The organism is Streptantibioticus silvisoli, from assembly GCF_027947535.2.
Taxonomy (GTDB): domain Bacteria; phylum Actinomycetota; class Actinomycetes; order Streptomycetales; family Streptomycetaceae; genus Streptantibioticus_C; species Streptantibioticus_C silvisoli.
This window is the reverse complement of the sequence record NZ_JAAGKO020000094.1, coordinates 1-17,733: the sequence shown is the minus strand read 5'-3', so window position 1 is coordinate 17,733 and position 17,733 is coordinate 1. Positions and strand designations below refer to the sequence as shown.

Genomic DNA, 17,733 nt, shown 5'->3' with positions numbered 1-17,733 from the left:
GGGGCGTCAGGGTGCGCGGGAGCGCGGCGGTGTGGGGGCGCGGCGGTGCGGGGGGTGTGCGGGCGCGGGCGGGGGTGTCGGGGGGCGGCGGGGCACCGGATGCGGGGTGCAGGGCCGCGGGAGCGCGGCGGTGCGGGAGCGCGGCGGTGCACCGGGCAGGGTGCCGAGGGGCTTCGGGGCGCCCCCGGAGCGCTTCGGGGCGCCGGGAAGAGCCGCCGCGGCGGTGCCGGCCGGTGTGGCGGCCCGGCAGCCCGACAATCCGACGGTGTGACGGGTGCCCGGGCGGTGTCAGGTCCGCCCGGGCGCCCGGCTTGGGGGCGCGGCCCGGTGCCGCGGTCGGTTACGCCGGGGACGCGGCCTGGAGGGCGGCCCGCAGGTGGCCGTCGGCGGTGGTCAGCAGGCGGTCTGCGGTGGGCGCGTCGACGCCGGCCAGCACCATCAGGATCGCGGTCTTCACCTCGCCGTCCGCCGCGCTGAGCGCCGCCTCGATCTCGTCCGGCCCGGCGCCGGTGGCCAGTTCCACGATCCGCTGGGAGCGGGCCCGCAGCTTCTCGTTGGACGACCGCAGATCGACCATCAGATTGCCGTAGGTCTTGCCCAGTCTGATCATCGCGACGGTCGAGATCATGTTGAGCACCATCTTCTGCGCGGTGCCCGCCTTCAGCCGGGTGGAACCGGTCAGCAGCTCCGGACCGGTGACCACCTCGACGCCGTGCTCGGCGGCCCGGGCCAGCGGTGAGTGCGCGTTGCACGACAGGCCCACGGTCAGCGCGCCCAGCCGCCGGGCGTGTTCGACCGCGCCGACCGCGTAGGGCGTGCGGCCGGAGGCGGACACGCCGACCACCGTGTCGTCCGGGCCGACCCCCAGCGCGTCGAGGTCGGCGGCGGCCATCTCGCGGCTGTCCTCGGCGCCCTCGACCGCGTGGGACATCGCCCCCGGCCCGCCGGCGATCAGCCCGACGACCTGGCCGGGGGAGGTGTTGAACGTCGGCGGGCACTCGCTGGCGTCCAGCACGCCGAGCCGGCCCGCGGTGCCGGCGCCCGCGTAGACCAGCCGGCCGCCGCGGGCCATCCGTTCGGCGGCGGCGTCGATGGCGTCCGCGATGACCGGCAGCCCGGCGGCGACGGCCGCGGACACGCCGGAGTCCTCGGCGTTCATGAGCGCGACGATCTCCGCCGTCGGAAGCCGGTCGATGTCCGCGAGCTCCGGGCGGAACGCCTCGGTGGTCAAGGTGTCCAACTCGCGCCGCAGAGCGTCGTTTCTGGGCATGGGTGAGGCGGTCCTTCACTGGTCGGGGTGGGGCCCGGCAGGGTGAGCCGGAGGCGTTACGGGCGGGTGGTGGGGCGCGGCTGGTGGTGGCGGTGCGCCAGGGCCTCGTACGACGCGGACAGCGCGGGGGCGGCCCGCTCGTAGGTGCGCTGCGCGACCCCGACGAACAGGCAGTCCACGACGAGCAGTTGACCGGTGCGGCTGGACATGGCGGCCGGCCGCAGCTCGCTCTCGCGCGAGGTGGAGGTGGTCAGCACGTGGTCGGCGTACTGGGCGACGGCGCTGTCCGGCCGTCCGGTTATCGCGACGGTGGTGGCGCCCTGGTCGAAGGCGACGCGCAGCGGCTCTATGACGTCGACCGTGCCGCCGGAGTGCGTGATGGCCAGCGCCACGTCGCCCTGGCGCAGCTGGACGGCGTTGGTGACCGCCAGGTGCGGGTCGCTGTGGGCGTGCGCGATCAGGCCGATCCGCAGCAGCTTCTGGGCCAGGTCCTGGCCGACCAGCGAGGAGGCGCCGGTGCCGTAGACGTCGATGCGGCGGGCGGTGGCCAGCGCGGCGACGGCCGCCTCCAGCTGGCCGACGTCCAGTCCGGCGGCGGTGTCGGCCAGCGTCTGCCGCTCGTCGTGCGCGAGCTTGGCGACCACGTCGGCCAGCGGGTCGTCAACGGCGATGTCGGCGGTCACCGCGGCCGGCGCGCCGGCCTCCTGCTGGGCGGCGAACGCGGCCAGTGCCAGCCGCAGGTCGCGGTACCCGGGGTAGCCCAGGATGCGCGCGGTGCGCACCACGGTGGCCTCGCTGGTGCCGGTGTGCTGCGCGAGCGCGGTGACCGTCAGCCGGGCGCAGCCCGCGGGGTCGCTCGCGACCGCCTCGGCCACCCGCTGCATGGAACGGGTCATGGACGGGCCGAGCGTACGCACCTTGGCGGCCAGAGCCGTGCCGCCGCCCGCCGTACGGGACCGGAAAGTTTCTTTCGCCTGCTGAGTCACCTTTGAAAGGTATTTTCGCGCAGGGGGGCCGTCAAGGCCCCCGTCCGGGCGAGCGGGGGACAATGGTTGACATGCCTGACGATGAACTGGAAGTCGCACTGCACGGCGCGCGGGCCCGGGTGCTCGCCGACCTGGCGGCCCGCGAGGTCGCCGACCCCGAGGTCGTCTCGCTGGTCGAGGCCGCCGTGACGCACCGCCGGTGGTGGGTGGCGCAGTGGCCGGACGGCGCCGAGTTCGTGGCCGGACTGGTCGCCCAGGACGTGCAGGACGCGCTGCTGGAACGCCGGGGCCGCTGGCCGCTGTGCCCGTCCTGCGCCGAGCCGCACGCGCTCGACGTCGAACCGGAACTCGGCCCCGACCCGCACTGGGTGTGCTCCCCGTATGGCACCGTCGTCGCCCCGGTCGGCGGCCTGACGTGACGGTCTACATCGACCCGCCCGCCTGGCCGGGCCACGGCCGCCTGTGGTCCCACCTGGTCAGCGACGACTCCTACGACGAACTGCACGCCTTCGCCCGCCGCCTCGGCGCCCCGCCGCGCGCCTTCGAACGCGACCACTACGACATCCCGGCCGCCTCCTACCGCGACGCCGTCCGCCTCGGCGCCGTCGAGGTCCGCAGCCGCGACGTCGTGCGGCTGCTCACCGCGGCCGGTCTGCGCCGCCGCAAGCACGCGGTACGCCTCACGCCGACAGCAGCGCCAGCTCACCGGTGAGGTTGGCCCGGGCGGCACGCTCCCAGTGCCGCCGGCCGTGCGGGGTGCGGAACAGGCCGGGCAGCGCGAGCAACTGGCGCAGTACGTCGGCCCGGCCGGCCCGGAAGACGTCCTCGGGGACGAACGCGTACTCCTCGCGCACGGCGGCGGCGTAGGCGGCGTACGCGGCGGGGGAGCCGGCCAGTACCGCGAGGTCGGCGTCGCAGAGCACCTCGCCGTCCCGGTCGCCGGGGGCGGGATCGTGGCCGGTGGTCAGGCGCACCAGCCGGGCGACGGCGGCCGTGACACCGTCGGCCAACCCGGCCTCCGGCAGGGCGCGTTCGGCCAGCGCGGCGCTGCGTTCCTCGTTCTGCGAGCGGTCCGGGCGGTAGACCGCGTCGTGGAACCAGGCGGCCAGCACTACTACGTCACGATCTGCGGCGTGCCCGGCCAGCTCGTCCACCCGGGCCAGTACCGCGTCGAGGTGATCGATCGTGTGGTACTTGCGCTGCGGTTCGGCCCAGCGCGCCAGCAGGTTCTCGCCGTAGGGGGCCGGATCGGCGGTGGCGCCCGCACGGGTCAGGACCGTGCTCCAGCCGGCCAGCAGGCGGTCGTGCGACGGGTGGTGACTCATGCGGCCATTCTGCGCGATGCCGTGGCGACGCGGGCCCGGCTGTGGCACCCTGACGTATATGTCTAGACCAATCTTCGAAGTGATCGCGCTGGGCGCCGACGACGCGCTCGCCGCACAGGCCGGCGGGGCGGACCGCCTCGAACTGGTCGCTGACATGGCGTCCGACGGCCTCACCCCGTCCCGGGAGACCTTCGCCGCGGTACGCGCCGCCGTGGACCTGCCGGTACGCGTCATGCTGCGGTCCCGCGACGGCTTCCAGGTCGGCGGCCCGGCCGCCCTCGACGCCCTGTGCGCGGACGCGGCGGCCCTGCGGGCCGAGGGCGCCCGGGAGTTCGTCCTCGGCTTCCTCGACGCCGACGGCGAACCCGACATCGCCGCGCTCACCGCCCTGGCCGGCGTCATCGACGGCTGCCGCTGGACCTTCCACCGCGCGCTGGACCGGGCCGCCGACCGCGCCCGGCTGCGCGCCCGGCTGGCCGCACTGCCCGGCCTGGACGCCTACCTCACCGCCGGCTCGCCGAACGGCGTCGACGACGGCCTGCCGGTACTGCTCGCCGAGGCCGCCCGCGCCGCCGTCGACGCGCCGCGCATCCTGGTCGGCGGCGGCCTGCGCGCCGGCCACCTCCCCGCGCTGCGGGCCGCCGGCATCGACGGCTTCCACGTCGGCGGCGCCGTCCGGGCCGGCGGCTGGGCCGCCCCGGTCGACCCGGCGGCGGTCCGCACCTGGCGCGAGGCGCTCGACGCCCCGCCGGCCCCGGTCCCGGTCGGCTAGAGCCTGTCCGGCGGATCAGGGGGCCGGGGCAGGGTGCGCGCCCGAAGGGGCGCGGGGAACCGCGCGACCAGCCACGACGCGACCCGCGGACGACCACTCGCCGTAGCGGCAGGGCCGTCGTCCGGCCACCGGCCGGCAGGACTCCCCGCGCAGTTCCCCGCGCCCCTGACAGGGCGCCCTCCCTCCACCACGATTCGCCGGACACGGCCCAGGCCCGATACCGGCGCACCGGGGCGGCCCGGAAGCGGCGTCCGCTGCGGTGCGAGGGCACCTGCCCACCGGAGGCTGGGGGAGCAAGGCGCCGGAGCGTTGCGGCAGTCGGTCCCGTCGGGGCGTTCCGGCAGCACGGCCGGGTGCGTACCGGGCGGCGCGAACCCGCCAGGGCTCACCGGACACGGCCCGGGCCCCGGCGCCGCGGGCCCGCCGCCGGCCGGCTGTACGGCCGCTGGGCGGCGGCCCGCACCGCCCGCGGCGCCCGGGCCCGGCAGCCGCCCGCCAGGCCCTCACACCTGCGCCAGCGCCTCCGGCAGCGGCTCGCAGTGCACGACGGTGAGGCCGGAGACCGCACGGGTGAGGGCCACGTACAGGCGGCGCAGACCGGTGCGTACGTCGGGCTCGCCGTCGACCACGGCGGCCGGTTCGTCCAGCACCACGTAGTCGTACTCCAGGCCCTTCGCCAGCGACGCGGGAACCAGCGTCAGCCGCGCCTCGGCGGAAGTCTCCTCACCGGGTGCCAGATACGGCAGGCCGGCCGCGGTCAGCGCCGCGGCCAGCTCCGGGATCCGGGCGTCGGCCGCGATCAGGCCGATCGACCCCTCACGGCCCAGCGACTCCTCGCACGCCGCGACCACCGAGGCCACCGACTCCCCGGCGGACACCGCCCGCACGCGCAGGTCACCGGCCGACTCACGCACCGAGGTGGCCGGCGCCAGCTGCGGCGCGATCTGCGGCAGCAGCCGGGAGGCGTACGCGATCACCTCACGCGGCACGCGGAAACCGCGGGTCAACTCCTCGATGTGCCCCTCCGGTTTGCCCAGGTGCGCCAGCGCCTCCTGCCAACTGTCCGTCGCCCACGGCGTGGTGCCCTGCGCGATGTCGCCCAGCACGGTCGCCGAACCCGTCGTACACCGCCGCCCCACCGCGCGGTACTGCATCGGCGACAGGTCCTGCGCCTCGTCCAGCACCACGTGGCCCAGCGAACCGGTGCGCTGCACCTGGTCCATCGCCTCGTCCACCAGCACCGCGTCGGCCGCCGACCAGCGCGCCGACTTCACCCCGCGGGCCGGCACCGCCCAGCGGATCGTCTCCTGCTCCTCGGCCGACAGCAGCCCGTCCGCCGCGGCGGCCAGGAACTCCGCGTCCGACAGCAGCCGCAGCACCAGCTTCGCCGGGTCCACCGGCGGCCACATCGCCTTCACCGCCGCCTTCACCGGCGCCGACCGCGCCACCGCGTCCTGCACCCGGTCGTCCGGCGCCTCGCCCGCCGCCTCCATCCGCACCAGTACCGCGTGCGCGATCCGCTGCGGCAACGCCTCCGCCGCCGCGCCGTAGCGCATGTCGCGGGCCGTCAACTCCTCCACCAGCTCCTGGAGCTCGTACGCCGGAACGCGCCAGCGCCGCGAACCGCGCACCACCATCAGCGGCTCGGCCGGCGCCGCGATGCCGGACCGCACCGCACGCCGGATCACCTCCGCCATCCGCGCGTCACCCTTGATCCGCGCCGCCTCCGCGCTGTCCACGCCCTTGACCGGCACATGGGCCACCAGGTCGCCGACGGTGGCCTGCTTGACGTGCAACTCGCCCAGCGCGGGCAGCACCTGCTCGATGTACCGCAGGAACGAGGAGTTCGGCCCGACCACCAGCGTGCCGGTGCGCGCCAGCCGCTCGCGGTGCGCGTACAGCAGGTACGCCACCCGGTGCAGCCCCACCGCCGTCTTCCCGGTGCCCGGCGCCCCCTGCACGCACACCGTGCCGCCGATGCCGGACCGCACGATCTCGTCCTGCTCGGGCTGGATCGTCGCCACGATGTCGCGCATCGGCCCGACACGCGGGCGCTCGATCTCGGTCTGGAGCAGCTGACTGGTGGTGTCCGCCTCGTCGGCGTCCGTCAGGTGCTCGTCCTCGTACGCGGTCAGGGCGCCGCCGGTGTAGCCGAACCGGCGGCGCAGCAGCACGTCCATCGGGTTCTTGCGCGACGCCTGGTAGAACGGCTGGGAGACCGGCGCACGCCAGTCGATGACCATCGGGTCGCCGTCCCCGTCGTGCACGTGCCGCCGGCCGATGTAGAACTTCTCGCCCAGCGCGCCCTCGGCCTGCTCCGCCCCGGGCGCGTGCGCGTAGTTCACCCGGCCGAAGAACAGTGGGGTGTGCGCCATGTCGGCCAGCGCCTCGATCCGCGCCTCGATCTGGGCGTGCAGCACCTGGGCGTTGACCCAGTTCGCGGTGACGTTGCTGAGGTCGAGCGCCTCGGCGTCGGCGCGCATCGCCCGCAGTGCCTCGCGCGAGGCGGTCAGGTGGGCGCGCTCGCGCTCCAGGGGGCCGGTGTCCTCGGGTGCTTCGGGGGACTGGCTGGGCAGCAGACTGGACACGAGCGGTTGCCTTTCGGGTACACGGTGGCATGGCCGCGGCAAGCCGCCCCGGGGAACGGCGACGGCCGGCCGCCGCCGCCGGTGACGGCTGTGCGACGCGAATGCCGCCGGTTTCCAACCGGACGGCGCTCCCGGCCCCGCGTCCACGCGGCCGGCCCGGGAGATGGCAAGACGCGGAATCCTACGCCGCCCCCGGGCCCGGCGCGAACGGGATTTCCCCGCGTCCCCTCCGGGGCCGTCCCCTACGGCCCCTGCGCCGAACGGGGGACCGGCCCGTAGGGGACACGGGGGAGGAAGGTCATCCCGGCGACTGATTTACGCCAAAGGGGCCAAACCCTACTGTTGGAGACATGAACACCCACACGGTCAACCCGATCAGAGGCAGCACCGCCGCCTCCGCGCTGCCCCCACCGCGCACCGCGCCGCCCGGCGCCGGACCGCGCCCCGACCTCGACCCCGACCACCCCCGGCACCGTCTCGGCGAGATGCTGCGCGCGGCCGGCGTCTTCCTCGACACCGCCTTCCGCGTCGTCGTCCTCGGCGCCGACGGAACGCGTCACTCCGGTCCGCTTGGCGCCGGAATACCACGTCAGGGCCGCGGCGAGCACTGATATCCCACGACAGAGCGTGATTCGCCCACTCCCCGGGTAGGGTCGCCGCCGTGGAACACGCGGACGGCGAACGCAGGAGCGGGCAACGATGACCACCACCGCCGTACGCGGTAACGAGCGTGACGCCTCGACCTTGAGGGTGGCGCTGGCCGCCGCCCCCAGACGATCGCTGACGCTGGCGACCGTGCTGCTGGCCGTCTCGCTGACCGGCTACGCGGTGCTCTGCCTGACGCTGCGCTTCCCGATGGCCGACGCGATGGTCTACCGCGCCGAGGGCATGGCCGCCGCCACCGGCCACGGCCTGTACGACCTGCGCGTCACCCGCTGGAAGCTGCCCGCGACCTATCCGCCGTTCGCCGCGATCATGTTCGTGCCGACCTCGTGGCTGCCGATGAACCTGCTGCGGGTCGCGGCCACCGAGGTCAACGTCGTCCTGCTCGGCCTGCTGGCCCACCTGTCGTTCCGCTTCGCCGGCTGGCCCCGCCGCGCCTCCGCCCGGCCGGCCGCGCTGCTGGTCGCTGTCGCGCTCGGCATATGGGTCGAACCGGTCTTCCAGACGCTCGCCTTCGGCCAGATCAACCTGGCGCTGGCCTGCCTGGTGCTGTGGGACCTGTCCCGGCCGGACCGGGCCTGGGGCAAGGGCATAGCCATCGGCATCGCGGCCGGCGTCAAACTCACCCCCGGCCTGTTCGCCGTCTACCTGCTGCTGTCCGGCCGGGTCAAGGCCGCCGCGATATCCGCGGCCTCCTTCGCCGGCACCGTCACCCTCGGCTGGCTGGTGCTGCCCGACGCCAGCTGGCGCTACTGGACCCGGGAGATGTTCGACACCTCACGGGTCGGCAAACCGTGGATCGTCGACAACCAGTCGTTGCAGGGCATGATGGCCCGCCTGCTGCACACCACGCACCCCGGCGCCTGGTGGGTGGCCGCCGCCGCGGTCACCGCGGTCGCCGGCCTCGCGGTGGCCGCGTGGGCCTCCCGCCGCGGACTGGAGACCTGGGGCGTGCTGTGCGCGGCGATCACCGCGCTGCTGGTCTCCCCGATCAGCTGGTCGCACCACTGGGTCTGGTGCGTACCGCTCATCGTCGTGCTGGCGGCCGAGGCCCGGCGGGTCACCTGGCGCTGGATCGCCGTCGGGGCGGTCACGGTCGCGTTCTTCCTGCGCAGCATGTGGCTGGAGCACCGGCCCGGCCTGCACGTGCTGGACATGTCCTGGTGGCACCAGCCCCTGCTGTCGCCCTACCCCGTGATGGGCCTGCTCTTCCTCGCCGTCGCCGCGGCCCGCGTCCGGGCCCGGGTCCGCACCCGCGCGGCGTCGGACCGGGCCCGCAGGCCCCTGAAGCCGGCCCCGATCAGCTGAGGACGGCGTCGGCGCCGGCGGATGCGGTCGGGTCGGCCGGCTTCGAAGGCTCCTCCGTCAGGCGTCGCGGACGTGCGCCGTCGCGGACGTGCGTGCCCCACAGCTCCCGCGTCCCCGAAGGGCTCCTCCGTCAGCCGTCGCTTACGTGCCCCCGCCGCTGAAGGCGCTTCCGCCGCGAGAACGTCGGACGCGAGAACGTCGGACGCCAGAAGATCGGACGTGCCCCCGCCGCCGAAGACGCCTCCCGTGCGAGAACTCAGACGTCGTCGCCGGCCAGGACGTCGTCGGAGTCGATGATGCGGTAGGCGTAGCCCTGCTCGGCCAGGAAGCGCTGGCGGTGGGCGGCGAAGTCCTGGTCGACGGTGTCGCGGGCCACGACCGAGTAGAAGCGCGCCTCGTGGCCGTCGGCCTTCGGGCGCAGGACGCGGCCGAGGCGCTGCGCCTCCTCCTGGCGGGAGCCGAACGTACCGGAGACCTGAATGGCGACGGTCGCCTCCGGCAGGTCGATGGAGAAGTTGGCGACCTTGGAGACCACCAGGACGCTGATCTCGCCCTGCCGGAACGCCTCGAAGAGCTTCTCGCGCTGCGCGTTGGGCGTCTCGCCCTTGATCACCGGCGCGTCGAGGTGCTCGCCGAGTTCGTCGAGCTGGTCGATGTACTGGCCGATGACCAGCGTCTGCTCCCCCTGGTGGCGGCGGACCAGCGCCTCGGTGACCTTCCGCTTGCTCGCGGTGGTCGCGCAGAACCGGTACTTCTCGTCCGTCTCGGCGGTGGCGTACGCCAGCCGTTCGGAGTCGGTGAGGTTGACCCGGACCTCGACGCAGTCGGCGGGCGCGATGTAGCCCTGCGCCTCGATCTCCTTCCACGGCGCGTCGAACCGCTTGGGGCCGATCAGCGAGAAGACGTCCGACTCGCGGCCGTCCTCGCGCACCAGCGTCGCGGTCAGCCCGAGCCGGCGGCGGGCCTGGAGGTCGGCGGTGAACTTGAAGACCGGCGCGGGCAGCAGGTGCACCTCGTCGTAGACGATCAGCCCCCAGTCGCGCGAGTCGAACAGCTCCAGGTGCGGGTAGACGCCCTTACGCCGGGTGGTCAGCACCTGGTACGTGGCGATGGTGACCGGCCGGATCTCCTTGCGGGTGCCGCTGTACTCGCCGATCTCCTCCTCGGTCAGCGTGGTGCGCTTGACCAGTTCGTGCTTCCACTGGCGCGCCGAGACGGTGTTGGTCACCAGGATCAGCGTGGTGGCCTTCGCCTCCGCCATCGCGCCCGCGCCGACCAGCGTCTTTCCCGCGCCGCACGGCAGCACGACGACGCCCGAGCCGCCGTGCCAGAAGCCCTCGACCGCCTGCTTCTGGTACGGCCGCAGGCTCCAGTCGTCCTGCCGCAGGTCGATCGGGTGCGCCTCGCCGTCCACGTAGCCGGCCAGGTCCTCGGCCGGCCAGCCGAGCTTCAGCAGCACCTGCTTGATCTGCCCGCGCTCCGACGGGTGCACGGCCACCGTGTCCGGGTCGATCCGGGTGCCCACCAGCGGCTGGACCTTCTTGGAGTGCAGCACCTCCTGGAGCACCGGCCGGTCGGTGGTCTCCAGCACCAGGCCGTGCACCGGGTGCTTGAGCAGCTTCAGCCGCCCGTAACGCGACATGGTCTCCGCCACGTCGATCAGCAGCGCGTGCGGCACCGGGTAGCGCGAGAACTCCACCAGCGCGTCCACCACCTGCTCCGCGTCGTGCCCGGCCGCCCGCGCGTTCCACAGCCCCAGCGGCGTGATCCGGTAGGTGTGGATGTGCTCCGGCGCCCGCTCCAGCTCGGCGAAGGGCGCGATGGCCCGTCGGCACTCGTCCGCCCGCTCGTGGTCCACCTCCAGCAGCAGCGTCTTGTCGCTCTGGACGATCAGCGGTCCGTTCACGCGGGTGCCCTTCGACTCGTCACGCTTGGTGGGGACAAGCCTCCAGTGTCACCCATGACGGCGATTCCCCGGCATCCCGGGCGCCCGATGCGCTCCGCCGGGGCTCGGCCTCCCCTGTCGTCCGCACGGAAACGACCTGTCTCCGCAGGCAGACGTGCCCCTCGCCCGTGCCCTCGCCTGTGCCCGATGATCAGGAGTATGGGCCGGGTACGCCGCCCACGGACCACAATCCGGCTGCCGCAATCCGGCTGCCGCAATCCGAGGAGATGGACATCCCGTGGTTCTTGATCCGGGCCCCGGATTCCGGGCGCTGATCCGGCCGTACACCGGTGAGGTGACCCGGATCGCGCCGCCGGGCGAGCAGGGGTTCGGGACGGACCTCCTCGCGGTCATCGACAGCCGGCAGGGGAGGTTCTTCGTGAAGGCGATGAGGAACCGCCCCGGCGGCAGGCGCGACCAGATAGTGCGGGAGAGGTGATCAAGGGGCGGCCGCGGGGGCGGGCGGGCGCCGCGCCGCCGCGACGAAGCGGCGCCCGCCGAACGCGTTCAGACCTGGCCGAACGCTCCCGAGGCCACCGCGTCGACGAATGCGGTCCAGGCGGTCGGGGTGAAGGTCAGGGCCGGGCCTTGGGGGTCTTTGCTGTCGCGGACCGGGACGGCTCCGGCCGGGCTGAACTCCGGTGCCCACTCCACGCACGAGCCGCCGTCGCCGTTGGAGTATGAGGACTTGCGCCAGGCCGCGTGGGACAGGTCGGGGACCATGTTCATGTCTCCATCACGTAGGGATGGGCGGGTGTCAGATCTGGCCGAGTTCACCGGAAGCGACTGCGTCGACGAACGCGGTCCAGGCGGTCGGGGTGAACGTCAGGGCCGGCCCCTGCGGGTTTTTGCTGTCGCGGACCGGGACGGCCCCGGCCGGGGCGAACTGCGGTGTCCACTCCACGCACGAGCCACCGTCGCCGTTGGAGTGCGAGGACTTGCGCCAGGCCGCGTGGGACAGGTCGGGGACCATGTTCATGTCTCCATCACGTAGGGATGGGCGGGGGTCAGACCTGGCCGAGTTCACCGGAAGCGACTGCGTCGACGAACGCGGTCCAGGCGGTCGGGGTGAAGGTCAGGGCCGGGCCTTGGGGGTTCTTGCTGTCGCGGACCGGGATCGTGCCGCAGGCGGCGAACTGGGGTGTCCACTCGACGCATTCGCCGCCGCCGCCGTTGGAGTGCGAGGACTTGTGCCAGGTCGCGTGGGACAGGTCGGGGACCATGCTCATGCCTCCATCACGTAGGAGTGGCAGGGGTCAGATGTCGCCGAACCGCCCCGAGGCGACTGCGTCGACGAACGCGGTCCAGGCGGTCGGGGTGAACGTCAGGGCCGGCCCCTGCGGGTCTTTGCTGTCGCGGACCGGGACGGCCCCGGCCGAGGTGAACTCCGGCGCCCACTCCACGCACGAGCCGCCGCCGCCGTTGGAGTGCGAGGACTTGCGCCAGGCCGCGCGGGACAGATCGGGAACCATGCTCATGCCTCCATCACGTCTGCCTCCGTCACGTCCCGGAACGGAGCCGTGTCCTCGCGCAGGCGTCTCATCTCCGAGCCGAAGAGATCACGGGCGGAACGTTCGGGCCACAACTGCCGTGAGCGCGCGGGCATATGACACCACCTCTCCCCTTTTGGGACGGGATCTGCTAAAGATCGTAGACCGTGGTGATCCGCCTGTGCGGCCCCGAACGGGTGATTCGATCTGTACAGATCGCGTGGTCGGACGTCGATTTCGAGTACGCGCGGACCGGGCCCCGGGCGGTCCGCCGGCCGGACGCGTCGGCCGGGCGCCAGCCGTGACGTGGCGACAGGACGGCCGCTGTCCGGCATCACCCGCCGCGACCGGGGTAGACGCGGGGCGCGGGGCGGTCTCGGGGTGAACGGAGGGTCGGGGTGGCTGGAACAGCGAAGGTACGGCGGGGCGGGAGCACGGACAAGGGCCGGACCGGCCGTGGGAAGGGGCTGTTGCCTGCGGCGTTGCGGACCCCTGGGGGGAAGTCCTCCGGCGGCAAGGCCCCCAGGGTGAAAACCTCCGGCGGCAAGGCCCCCAGGACGAAGTTTTCCGGTACGAAGTCCTCCGATGCGAAAACCGCCCGTGCGAAGCAGAGCGGGAACGGGCTGTCGGCGCGGTGGGCGGCGGCGCGGGAGAACGCGGCCGCCGGGCGCCTTGAGCGGGAACGCGAGCGGGTGCGGGAGGAGCGGCTCGCCGCGACGCGCCGGCCGCCGGTGCGGGGGCTGTTGCGCGGGGTGATCATGCTGATCGCGTTCGCGTGCATGGTGGTGTTCGCCACCATGCTCGCCAAGGTCACCCTGGTACCCTCGCCGGCGTCGGTCTCGCTGGTGCACGCCAACTTCCACCCCGGCGCGTCGATCCGCGCCTACTTCGACCAGCCCGACTGGCACGTCACGCTCAAGGAGGTCGGCGGCAACGTGCTGCTGGGCCTGCCGTTCGGCCTGCTGCTGCCGGTGCTCTTCCCGAAGACCCGCGGCACGGTGCGGGTCGTGGTGGCGACCGCGTTCGTCATGCTCTGCGTGGAGACCGTGCAGGGGACCATGGTCGTGGGCCGCGCCTTCGACGTCGACGACGTCATCCTCAACACCGCCGGCGCGCTGCTCGGTTACCTGCTCATCGGCTGGAAACTCGGCCGCACCGTCCACCCCCGCCGCGTCCACTGGTGGCACCGGCGCGGCGACGCCGTCTCCCCCTGAAGTGCCCACCCGCCGACCCGGACGTCTCCCGCCCGGGGTTGACCCGGACGCCTCCCGCCCGACGTCAACCCCCGCCCGCCGCACCGGTGTTGCCGCCGCCCTCCCGCCCGGCCCGCTGACGCGGCCGTCCTCCCCCGAGCCGCGGACGCGACCCCCTACGGCGCCTCGTCCGCCAACTCCCGTACCCCCGTGACCCGGTGCAGGGAGAAGCGGCGGATGCCTTCCGCGGTGCGGTCGTAGGCGGTGACGAAGCCGCCCTCGACCCGGACCGGTTCGATGACGCGCTGGCTGGCGGCGCCTTCCGCGTTGACGTAGCCGATCCACACCGGCTCCCCGGTGAGCACCGCGGCCTGCACGGTGGCCAGCGTCTCGGCGGCCGACGTGCGCGGCGGCTGTTCCTGCGGCGCCCCGGGACGGCTCGGCGGGCCCGGCGGGCGGACCGCGGCCGCGGCGCGGTCGCCGGCCCGGATCGCCTTGACGGCCGTCGTCAGCAGCCGGTCCGGCGGCACCGCCGGCCCGTCCGGCACCGGCACCGGCGCGGCGCGCGGCGGGGTGCGGTGGGCGTCGGCCCGGGTGATCAGCACGTCGCCGTCGGCCGACTCGGCGGCCGGGGCGTACCCCATGGCCCGCAGGCGTTCCAGCAGCGCGCCCGGCGCCACCCGGGCCGCCAGCACGGTCGGCGCCAGCCGGCGCAGGCCCAGCGGCGCGGACCGCTTGTCCGCCAGGATCTCGGCCAGCACGTGGTCGTCGTCGCACCGCAGGTACGCCGACGCGGCACCCACCCGCAGGTGTCCGTGCCGTCTGGCCACGTCGTCGATCAGGTACGTCAGCGGTTGCGGCGCCGGCGTACGCGAGTGCGCCGCCAGGAAGGTGTGCAGGTCGTCGGCGGAGCGGCCGGCGTCCAGCGCCCGGCGCACCGACTCCGGGGTGAAGCGGTAGACCGTCGCGCCGCCCTTCGACTCGATGTCCGCCGCCACCCCGAGGAACTCCGCCAGCGGCGCCAGCAACGGCCCCGGCGCCACCGCCGTCAGGTCGGCCTGGAGCAGGACGTGGTCCAGCGGCTCCGGCAGCAGCCCGGCCAGAACGGCCGCCGCCTCGTCCACCGCCGCTTCGCCGGCGTCCGCACCGGCCAGCTGCCGGGCGTACGAGGCCAGCGCCCCGCGCCCGGTGACGCCGAGCACCTCCGCCTGCTCCACCGTCCAGCGCACCAGCCGCGCCCGCCCGTCCCGCGCACCCGCCGCCCGGTCGGCACCCGGCGCGTCGGCGGCACCGGCCGACCCACCGGGCGCCCAGCCACCAGGACCGCCGGAGCCGGAACCACCGGAGGCAGACCCCCCGGAGGCCGAACGCTGCGGGCGTTCCCAGCGCAGCCGGGTCAGCAGGACGTCGGCGTCGGCGGAGGCGCCCGGCGGGAGGTCGGCCAGCAGCCGCAGGACGCGGCGGCGGATCTCCGGCGCCGACGAGCGGTCCAGGTCGGGGCCGAGGGCGGCCAGGGTGCGGCCGCGGCTGTCGCGGTCGCCGACCAGCCCGGGCGTGCGGGTCGACGGCAGCCAGGCCGACACCAGTGCCGCCCAGCGCCGCTCGGCCGGCGCCGCCAGCCACGCGTCGAACGCCGGGGTCGGCGCGAACACCTCGTCCGCCTCGCCGTCCGTCGCCACCAGCCCGGCCGCGTACGCCAGCTCCAGCCAGAAGGCGGCCTGCCGCTCGTCGACGTCCAGCGTGGCCGCGGTCCGCTTCAGGTCCCGCACGCTGACCCCGCCGGCCCGCAGCACCGGCGGCCCGCCGGTCTCCCACGCCTTCAGCAGTTCCTCCACGGTCCGCGTCGCGGTGAACGCCTCACCGGCCGCCGTCGCGTCGACCGTGGCCACCGGGTACGTCGCCCGCGGCGTCACGGCCGGGGCGACCGGTTCCGGCACGCGGTGCGCGCGTCCGCCGCGCAGGTGCAGCGCGGCCTCGCGCGGCAGTACGACGGTGTTCGGGCCGGCCGGCAGCAACAGCCCGCGGGCCAGCAGCCACTGCACCGGCGTGACCGCGTCGGCGGCCCGCACCGGCACGCTGGCCTTCGCCACCTCGCCGTACGGCGGACCCCACACCAGCCGGTCCAGCACCCCGGCGGCCTCCGGCGGCGCGCCGTCCAGCAGCGCGGCCATCCGCCGCCGGTCGCCGAACAACCCCCGCAGCGCCGCGACCGCGCTGACCGCGTCGTGCGTGGAGGGCAGCCCGGCGTCCGCCAGGATCTCCTGGACCCGGCCCGGCGACATGCCCGCCGCGGCCTCCGCCACCGCCGGGCCCAGCCCGGTCGGCGACGGCATCGACGCCGACGGCGCCAGCAGGTCCCGCGCGGTGCGCACCAGCCGCAGCCGGTCCTGCGTGCCCCACACCAGCGCGCCGGTGCGCAGCGCCGCCACCGCCCGCGGCAGCCGCTCCACCACCTCGGGGTCGGGCGTGTCCCCCGACATCAGGCCGAGCAGTTCGTCGTACGGGCACGGGTCGGCGGCCACCGCCAGCGCCTCGGCGGTCTGGAGGGTGAAGCGGTCCAGCCGCTCCAGCGCCCGGACCACCGACGCCCGGGTGCCGGCCCGGGTGGCCAGCTGCGTCAGGTCGTTCGGCACCGGGCTGACCAGGTCCGGCCGTACGCGCAGCAGCGCCACGATCGCCTCGTCGCCGCGGGCGCGAAGATCCTCCGCGAGCGTGCGCGGGACGGCGCCGTCGCCCTGTGGCCCGGCCCCGGTGGCTGCCTGCGTCGCCACGAGCTCCTCCCGCGTCCCCTTGACGGTCATCCGTCCCACATTACGGCCTGCCACCGCCGGCCCGGGTGGCCGCCTGCTTCCCGGGCGCGGCCGCTGGGCCGCGCGGCCGGTGCGCGGTACCGTCAACCAGGCGCCTACGCACGGATCTTGGGGTGGTGACGGATGGGAATCGAGAGCGACAGGCTGGTCTTCGACTACCTGAGCAAGGTCGGCGACCTCGCGCAGACCACGCTGCCCGCCGCCGACCGGATGCGGCTCGTCGCGCAGTTGCGCAACGACATCGACCGCGCCCGTGACCGCTCCTCCGCCGACAGCCCGGCCGCCGTCCGCCGCATCCTGGGCCGCCTCGGCAGCCCCGGCGAGATCATCGAGGCCGCCTCCGGCACGGTGGCACCCGCCGCCCACCGGCCTCCCGCCGCCGATCAGGCCCCCACCGCCCACCAGGCCGCCGCGACCCCGCCGGCGGACCCCGGCGCACGCCCCGAGCCGCCGGTCTCCTTCGCCAAGGCCCCGCCCGCGGCCGCCCCCGGCGTTCCCGGCCGGGCCGCGCCCGGCGGCGGCACGCCACCGCCCTCGGTCAACGACATCCTGGCCGCCGCTGCCGCCGCCGGTCCGGCCGCCGGCCCCGCGACGGAGTGGTGGCGCACGTCGGCGGACGGGACCGGACGGCCCGGTGAGGGCGTGCCGGTCGGTGAGCCGCCCGCCGCCGGCTGGGCCGGCGGTTTGATCATGTCCGAGTTCCAGCCGCCGCCCCCGACCCTGGAGGAGCTCCAGGCGCAGGCCCTGGCCATGGTCATGGAGCAGGCCAAGGAGCAGCTCGCCGCTGCCGGGCAGCCGCCCGCCGAGGTCGCCGCGCCGGTCAAGCGCCGGCCGCGCATCCCGCGCATCCGGCTGCGCCCGCTGCCCCCGCCGGTCGCCGCGCCGGTGGAGGCCGCCCCGGTCCGGCGCCGCGCCATCCCCACCGGCCCGACCGAGGTGCTGGCCGCCATCGCGCTGGTCGCCGGCGCGGTACTGGGCAACGTGATCCTGATGGCGGCCGGCTGGGTGCTGGCGTACACCTCGCGCGGCATCAGCCGCCGCCAGGCGCAGTTCGCGGCGCTCGGCCTGCCCGGGATCACGCTGGTCGGCGCGATCATCTGGTTCTGGGGCCGCGCCACCGGCCACTGGGGCCCACGGATGGCCGGCGCCCAGATCGGCACCGCCTTCACCGGCGACCTGCCGGGTGTCGCCCGGGTCGCGGCGGTCGTCTCGGCGCTGTACCTGCTGTGGCGCGGCGTCGTACGACGCGGTTGAGGGCGGCGGGTCGCCCCGGTGACGGTGGGGGTGGCTGACGGTCGCGCCGGCTGAGGGTGGCGGTGGCCGGCGGTGGTGTCGGCCGACGGCTGACATCCCGGGTCCACGGCGCCGATCGCCGACCTCGGC

Annotated in this window: 18 protein-coding genes; 8 read left to right on the top strand and 10 right to left on the bottom strand. The window is 75.0% G+C overall.

What is annotated here, in order from left to right; translation table 11 throughout:
* Window positions 1-340: 340 nt before the first annotated feature.
* Both murQ and POF43_RS33120 read right to left on the bottom strand, forming a co-directional pair.
* Window positions 341-1,270, bottom strand: a complete 930-nt coding sequence (murQ, locus tag POF43_RS33125) for an N-acetylmuramic acid 6-phosphate etherase (RefSeq protein WP_271314496.1) — start codon at window positions 1,268-1,270, stop codon at window positions 341-343.
* A gap of 56 nt (window positions 1,271-1,326) precedes the next feature.
* Window positions 1,327-2,256 carry a MurR/RpiR family transcriptional regulator gene (locus tag POF43_RS33120; protein WP_271314495.1) on the bottom strand — a complete coding sequence of 310 codons (930 nt, stop codon included), beginning with the start codon at window positions 2,254-2,256 and terminating at the stop codon, window positions 1,327-1,329.
* A gap of 71 nt (window positions 2,257-2,327) precedes the next feature.
* Here POF43_RS33120 and POF43_RS33115 point away from each other — a divergent pair, with 71 nt between their 5' ends.
* Window positions 2,328-2,675, top strand: a complete 348-nt coding sequence (locus POF43_RS33115; protein WP_271323399.1) for a DUF8819 family protein — start codon at window positions 2,328-2,330, stop codon at window positions 2,673-2,675.
* Window positions 2,672-2,968 carry a DUF4031 domain-containing protein gene (locus POF43_RS33110; protein WP_271323398.1) on the top strand — a complete coding sequence of 99 codons (297 nt, stop codon included), beginning with the start codon at window positions 2,672-2,674 and terminating at the stop codon, window positions 2,966-2,968. Before POF43_RS33115 ends, POF43_RS33110 begins: the two co-directional genes overlap by 4 nt.
* On the opposite strand, the gene POF43_RS33105 is transcribed toward POF43_RS33110, so the two are convergent.
* Window positions 2,937-3,581 (bottom strand): HD domain-containing protein, encoded by a 645-nt coding sequence (locus POF43_RS33105; protein WP_271323397.1) that lies wholly within the window; start codon window positions 3,579-3,581, stop codon window positions 2,937-2,939. The two genes, POF43_RS33110 and POF43_RS33105, sit on opposite strands and share 32 nt — an antisense overlap.
* 58 nt (window positions 3,582-3,639) lie before the next feature.
* Here POF43_RS33105 and POF43_RS33100 point away from each other — a divergent pair, with 58 nt between their 5' ends.
* On the top strand, window positions 3,640-4,353 hold the full coding sequence (locus POF43_RS33100; protein ID WP_271323396.1) for a copper homeostasis protein CutC: 714 nt from the start codon (window positions 3,640-3,642) through the stop codon (window positions 4,351-4,353).
* A gap of 503 nt (window positions 4,354-4,856) precedes the next feature.
* On the opposite strand, the gene POF43_RS33095 is transcribed toward POF43_RS33100, so the two are convergent.
* Complete coding sequence (locus tag POF43_RS33095; RefSeq protein ID WP_271314490.1) at window positions 4,857-6,941, bottom strand: HelD family protein; 2,085 nt, start codon at window positions 6,939-6,941, stop codon at window positions 4,857-4,859.
* Between the two features lie 350 nt (window positions 6,942-7,291).
* On the opposite strand from POF43_RS33095, the gene POF43_RS33090 reads away from it, so the two are divergent.
* Together POF43_RS33090 and POF43_RS33085 are read left to right on the top strand one after the other, a co-directional pair.
* Window positions 7,292-7,552, top strand: a complete 261-nt coding sequence (locus tag POF43_RS33090) for a hypothetical protein (protein ID WP_271314489.1) — start codon at window positions 7,292-7,294, stop codon at window positions 7,550-7,552.
* A gap of 88 nt (window positions 7,553-7,640) precedes the next feature.
* Window positions 7,641-8,912, top strand: coding sequence for a glycosyltransferase 87 family protein (locus tag POF43_RS33085; protein WP_271314488.1), 1,272 nt, complete (start codon window positions 7,641-7,643; stop codon window positions 8,910-8,912).
* A 256-nt stretch (window positions 8,913-9,168) separates the two neighbouring features.
* Here the strand turns inward: POF43_RS33085 and POF43_RS33080 are convergent, their stop codons facing one another.
* Window positions 9,169-10,818 carry a DNA repair helicase XPB gene (locus POF43_RS33080; RefSeq protein ID WP_271323395.1) on the bottom strand — a complete coding sequence of 550 codons (1,650 nt, stop codon included), beginning with the start codon at window positions 10,816-10,818 and terminating at the stop codon, window positions 9,169-9,171.
* A gap of 277 nt (window positions 10,819-11,095) precedes the next feature.
* On the opposite strand from POF43_RS33080, the gene POF43_RS33075 reads away from it, so the two are divergent.
* The gene (locus POF43_RS33075) at window positions 11,096-11,296 is read left to right on the top strand and encodes a hypothetical protein (RefSeq protein ID WP_271323394.1); all 201 of its coding nucleotides are present in this window, start codon (window positions 11,096-11,098) and stop codon (window positions 11,294-11,296) included.
* A 68-nt stretch (window positions 11,297-11,364) separates the two neighbouring features.
* Here POF43_RS33075 and POF43_RS33070 read toward each other — a convergent pair whose 3' ends face one another.
* From POF43_RS33070 to POF43_RS33055, 4 genes are read right to left on the bottom strand one after another with little or no spacing between them, the layout of a single operon-like run.
* Window positions 11,365-11,586: a DUF397 domain-containing protein gene (locus tag POF43_RS33070; protein WP_271323393.1), complete on the bottom strand. Its 222-nt coding sequence runs from the start codon at window positions 11,584-11,586 to the stop codon at window positions 11,365-11,367.
* A gap of 28 nt (window positions 11,587-11,614) precedes the next feature.
* Window positions 11,615-11,836 (bottom strand): DUF397 domain-containing protein, encoded by a 222-nt coding sequence (locus POF43_RS33065; RefSeq protein WP_271323392.1) that lies wholly within the window; start codon window positions 11,834-11,836, stop codon window positions 11,615-11,617.
* Window positions 11,837-11,864: 28 nt separating this feature from the next.
* The gene (locus POF43_RS33060; protein WP_271314482.1) at window positions 11,865-12,086 is read right to left on the bottom strand and encodes a DUF397 domain-containing protein; all 222 of its coding nucleotides are present in this window, start codon (window positions 12,084-12,086) and stop codon (window positions 11,865-11,867) included.
* A gap of 27 nt (window positions 12,087-12,113) precedes the next feature.
* Complete coding sequence (locus tag POF43_RS33055; protein ID WP_271314481.1) at window positions 12,114-12,335, bottom strand: DUF397 domain-containing protein; 222 nt, start codon at window positions 12,333-12,335, stop codon at window positions 12,114-12,116.
* 539 nt (window positions 12,336-12,874) lie between these two features.
* Between POF43_RS33055 and POF43_RS33050 the strand changes: the two genes are divergently transcribed.
* Window positions 12,875-13,561: a VanZ family protein gene (locus tag POF43_RS33050; protein ID WP_271323391.1), complete on the top strand. Its 687-nt coding sequence runs from the start codon at window positions 12,875-12,877 to the stop codon at window positions 13,559-13,561.
* A gap of 155 nt (window positions 13,562-13,716) precedes the next feature.
* Here POF43_RS33050 and POF43_RS33045 read toward each other — a convergent pair whose 3' ends face one another.
* Window positions 13,717-16,341, bottom strand: coding sequence for a helicase C-terminal domain-containing protein (locus tag POF43_RS33045; protein WP_271325524.1), 2,625 nt, complete (start codon window positions 16,339-16,341; stop codon window positions 13,717-13,719).
* Between the two features lie 132 nt (window positions 16,342-16,473).
* On the opposite strand from POF43_RS33045, the gene POF43_RS33040 reads away from it, so the two are divergent.
* Window positions 16,474-17,604, top strand: a complete 1,131-nt coding sequence (locus POF43_RS33040; protein ID WP_282698613.1) for a hypothetical protein — start codon at window positions 16,474-16,476, stop codon at window positions 17,602-17,604.
* Window positions 17,605-17,733: the final 129 nt, after the last annotated feature.

Excerpts from the sequence above, each read along its gene's own strand:
- murQ (WP_271314496.1), bottom strand. The coding sequence starts at position 1,270 with ATGCCCAGAAACGACGCTCTGCGGCGCGAGTTGGACACCTTGACCACC.
- POF43_RS33115 (WP_271323399.1), top strand. The coding sequence starts at position 2,328 with ATGCCTGACGATGAACTGGAAGTCGCACTGCACGGCGCGCGGGCCCGG.
- POF43_RS33105 (WP_271323397.1), bottom strand. The coding sequence starts at position 3,581 with ATGAGTCACCACCCGTCGCACGACCGCCTGCTGGCCGGCTGGAGCACG.
- POF43_RS33100 (WP_271323396.1), top strand. The coding sequence starts at position 3,640 with ATGTCTAGACCAATCTTCGAAGTGATCGCGCTGGGCGCCGACGACGCG.
- POF43_RS33090 (WP_271314489.1), top strand. The coding sequence starts at position 7,292 with ATGAACACCCACACGGTCAACCCGATCAGAGGCAGCACCGCCGCCTCC.
- POF43_RS33085 (WP_271314488.1), top strand. The coding sequence starts at position 7,641 with ATGACCACCACCGCCGTACGCGGTAACGAGCGTGACGCCTCGACCTTG.
- POF43_RS33070 (WP_271323393.1), bottom strand. The coding sequence starts at position 11,586 with ATGAACATGGTCCCCGACCTGTCCCACGCGGCCTGGCGCAAGTCCTCA.
- POF43_RS33065 (WP_271323392.1), bottom strand. The coding sequence starts at position 11,836 with ATGAACATGGTCCCCGACCTGTCCCACGCGGCCTGGCGCAAGTCCTCG.
- POF43_RS33060 (WP_271314482.1), bottom strand. The coding sequence starts at position 12,086 with ATGAGCATGGTCCCCGACCTGTCCCACGCGACCTGGCACAAGTCCTCG.
- POF43_RS33055 (WP_271314481.1), bottom strand. The coding sequence starts at position 12,335 with ATGAGCATGGTTCCCGATCTGTCCCGCGCGGCCTGGCGCAAGTCCTCG.
- POF43_RS33045 (WP_271325524.1), bottom strand. The coding sequence starts at position 16,341 with ATGACCGTCAAGGGGACGCGGGAGGAGCTCGTGGCGACGCAGGCAGCC.
- POF43_RS33040 (WP_282698613.1), top strand. The coding sequence starts at position 16,474 with ATGGGAATCGAGAGCGACAGGCTGGTCTTCGACTACCTGAGCAAGGTC.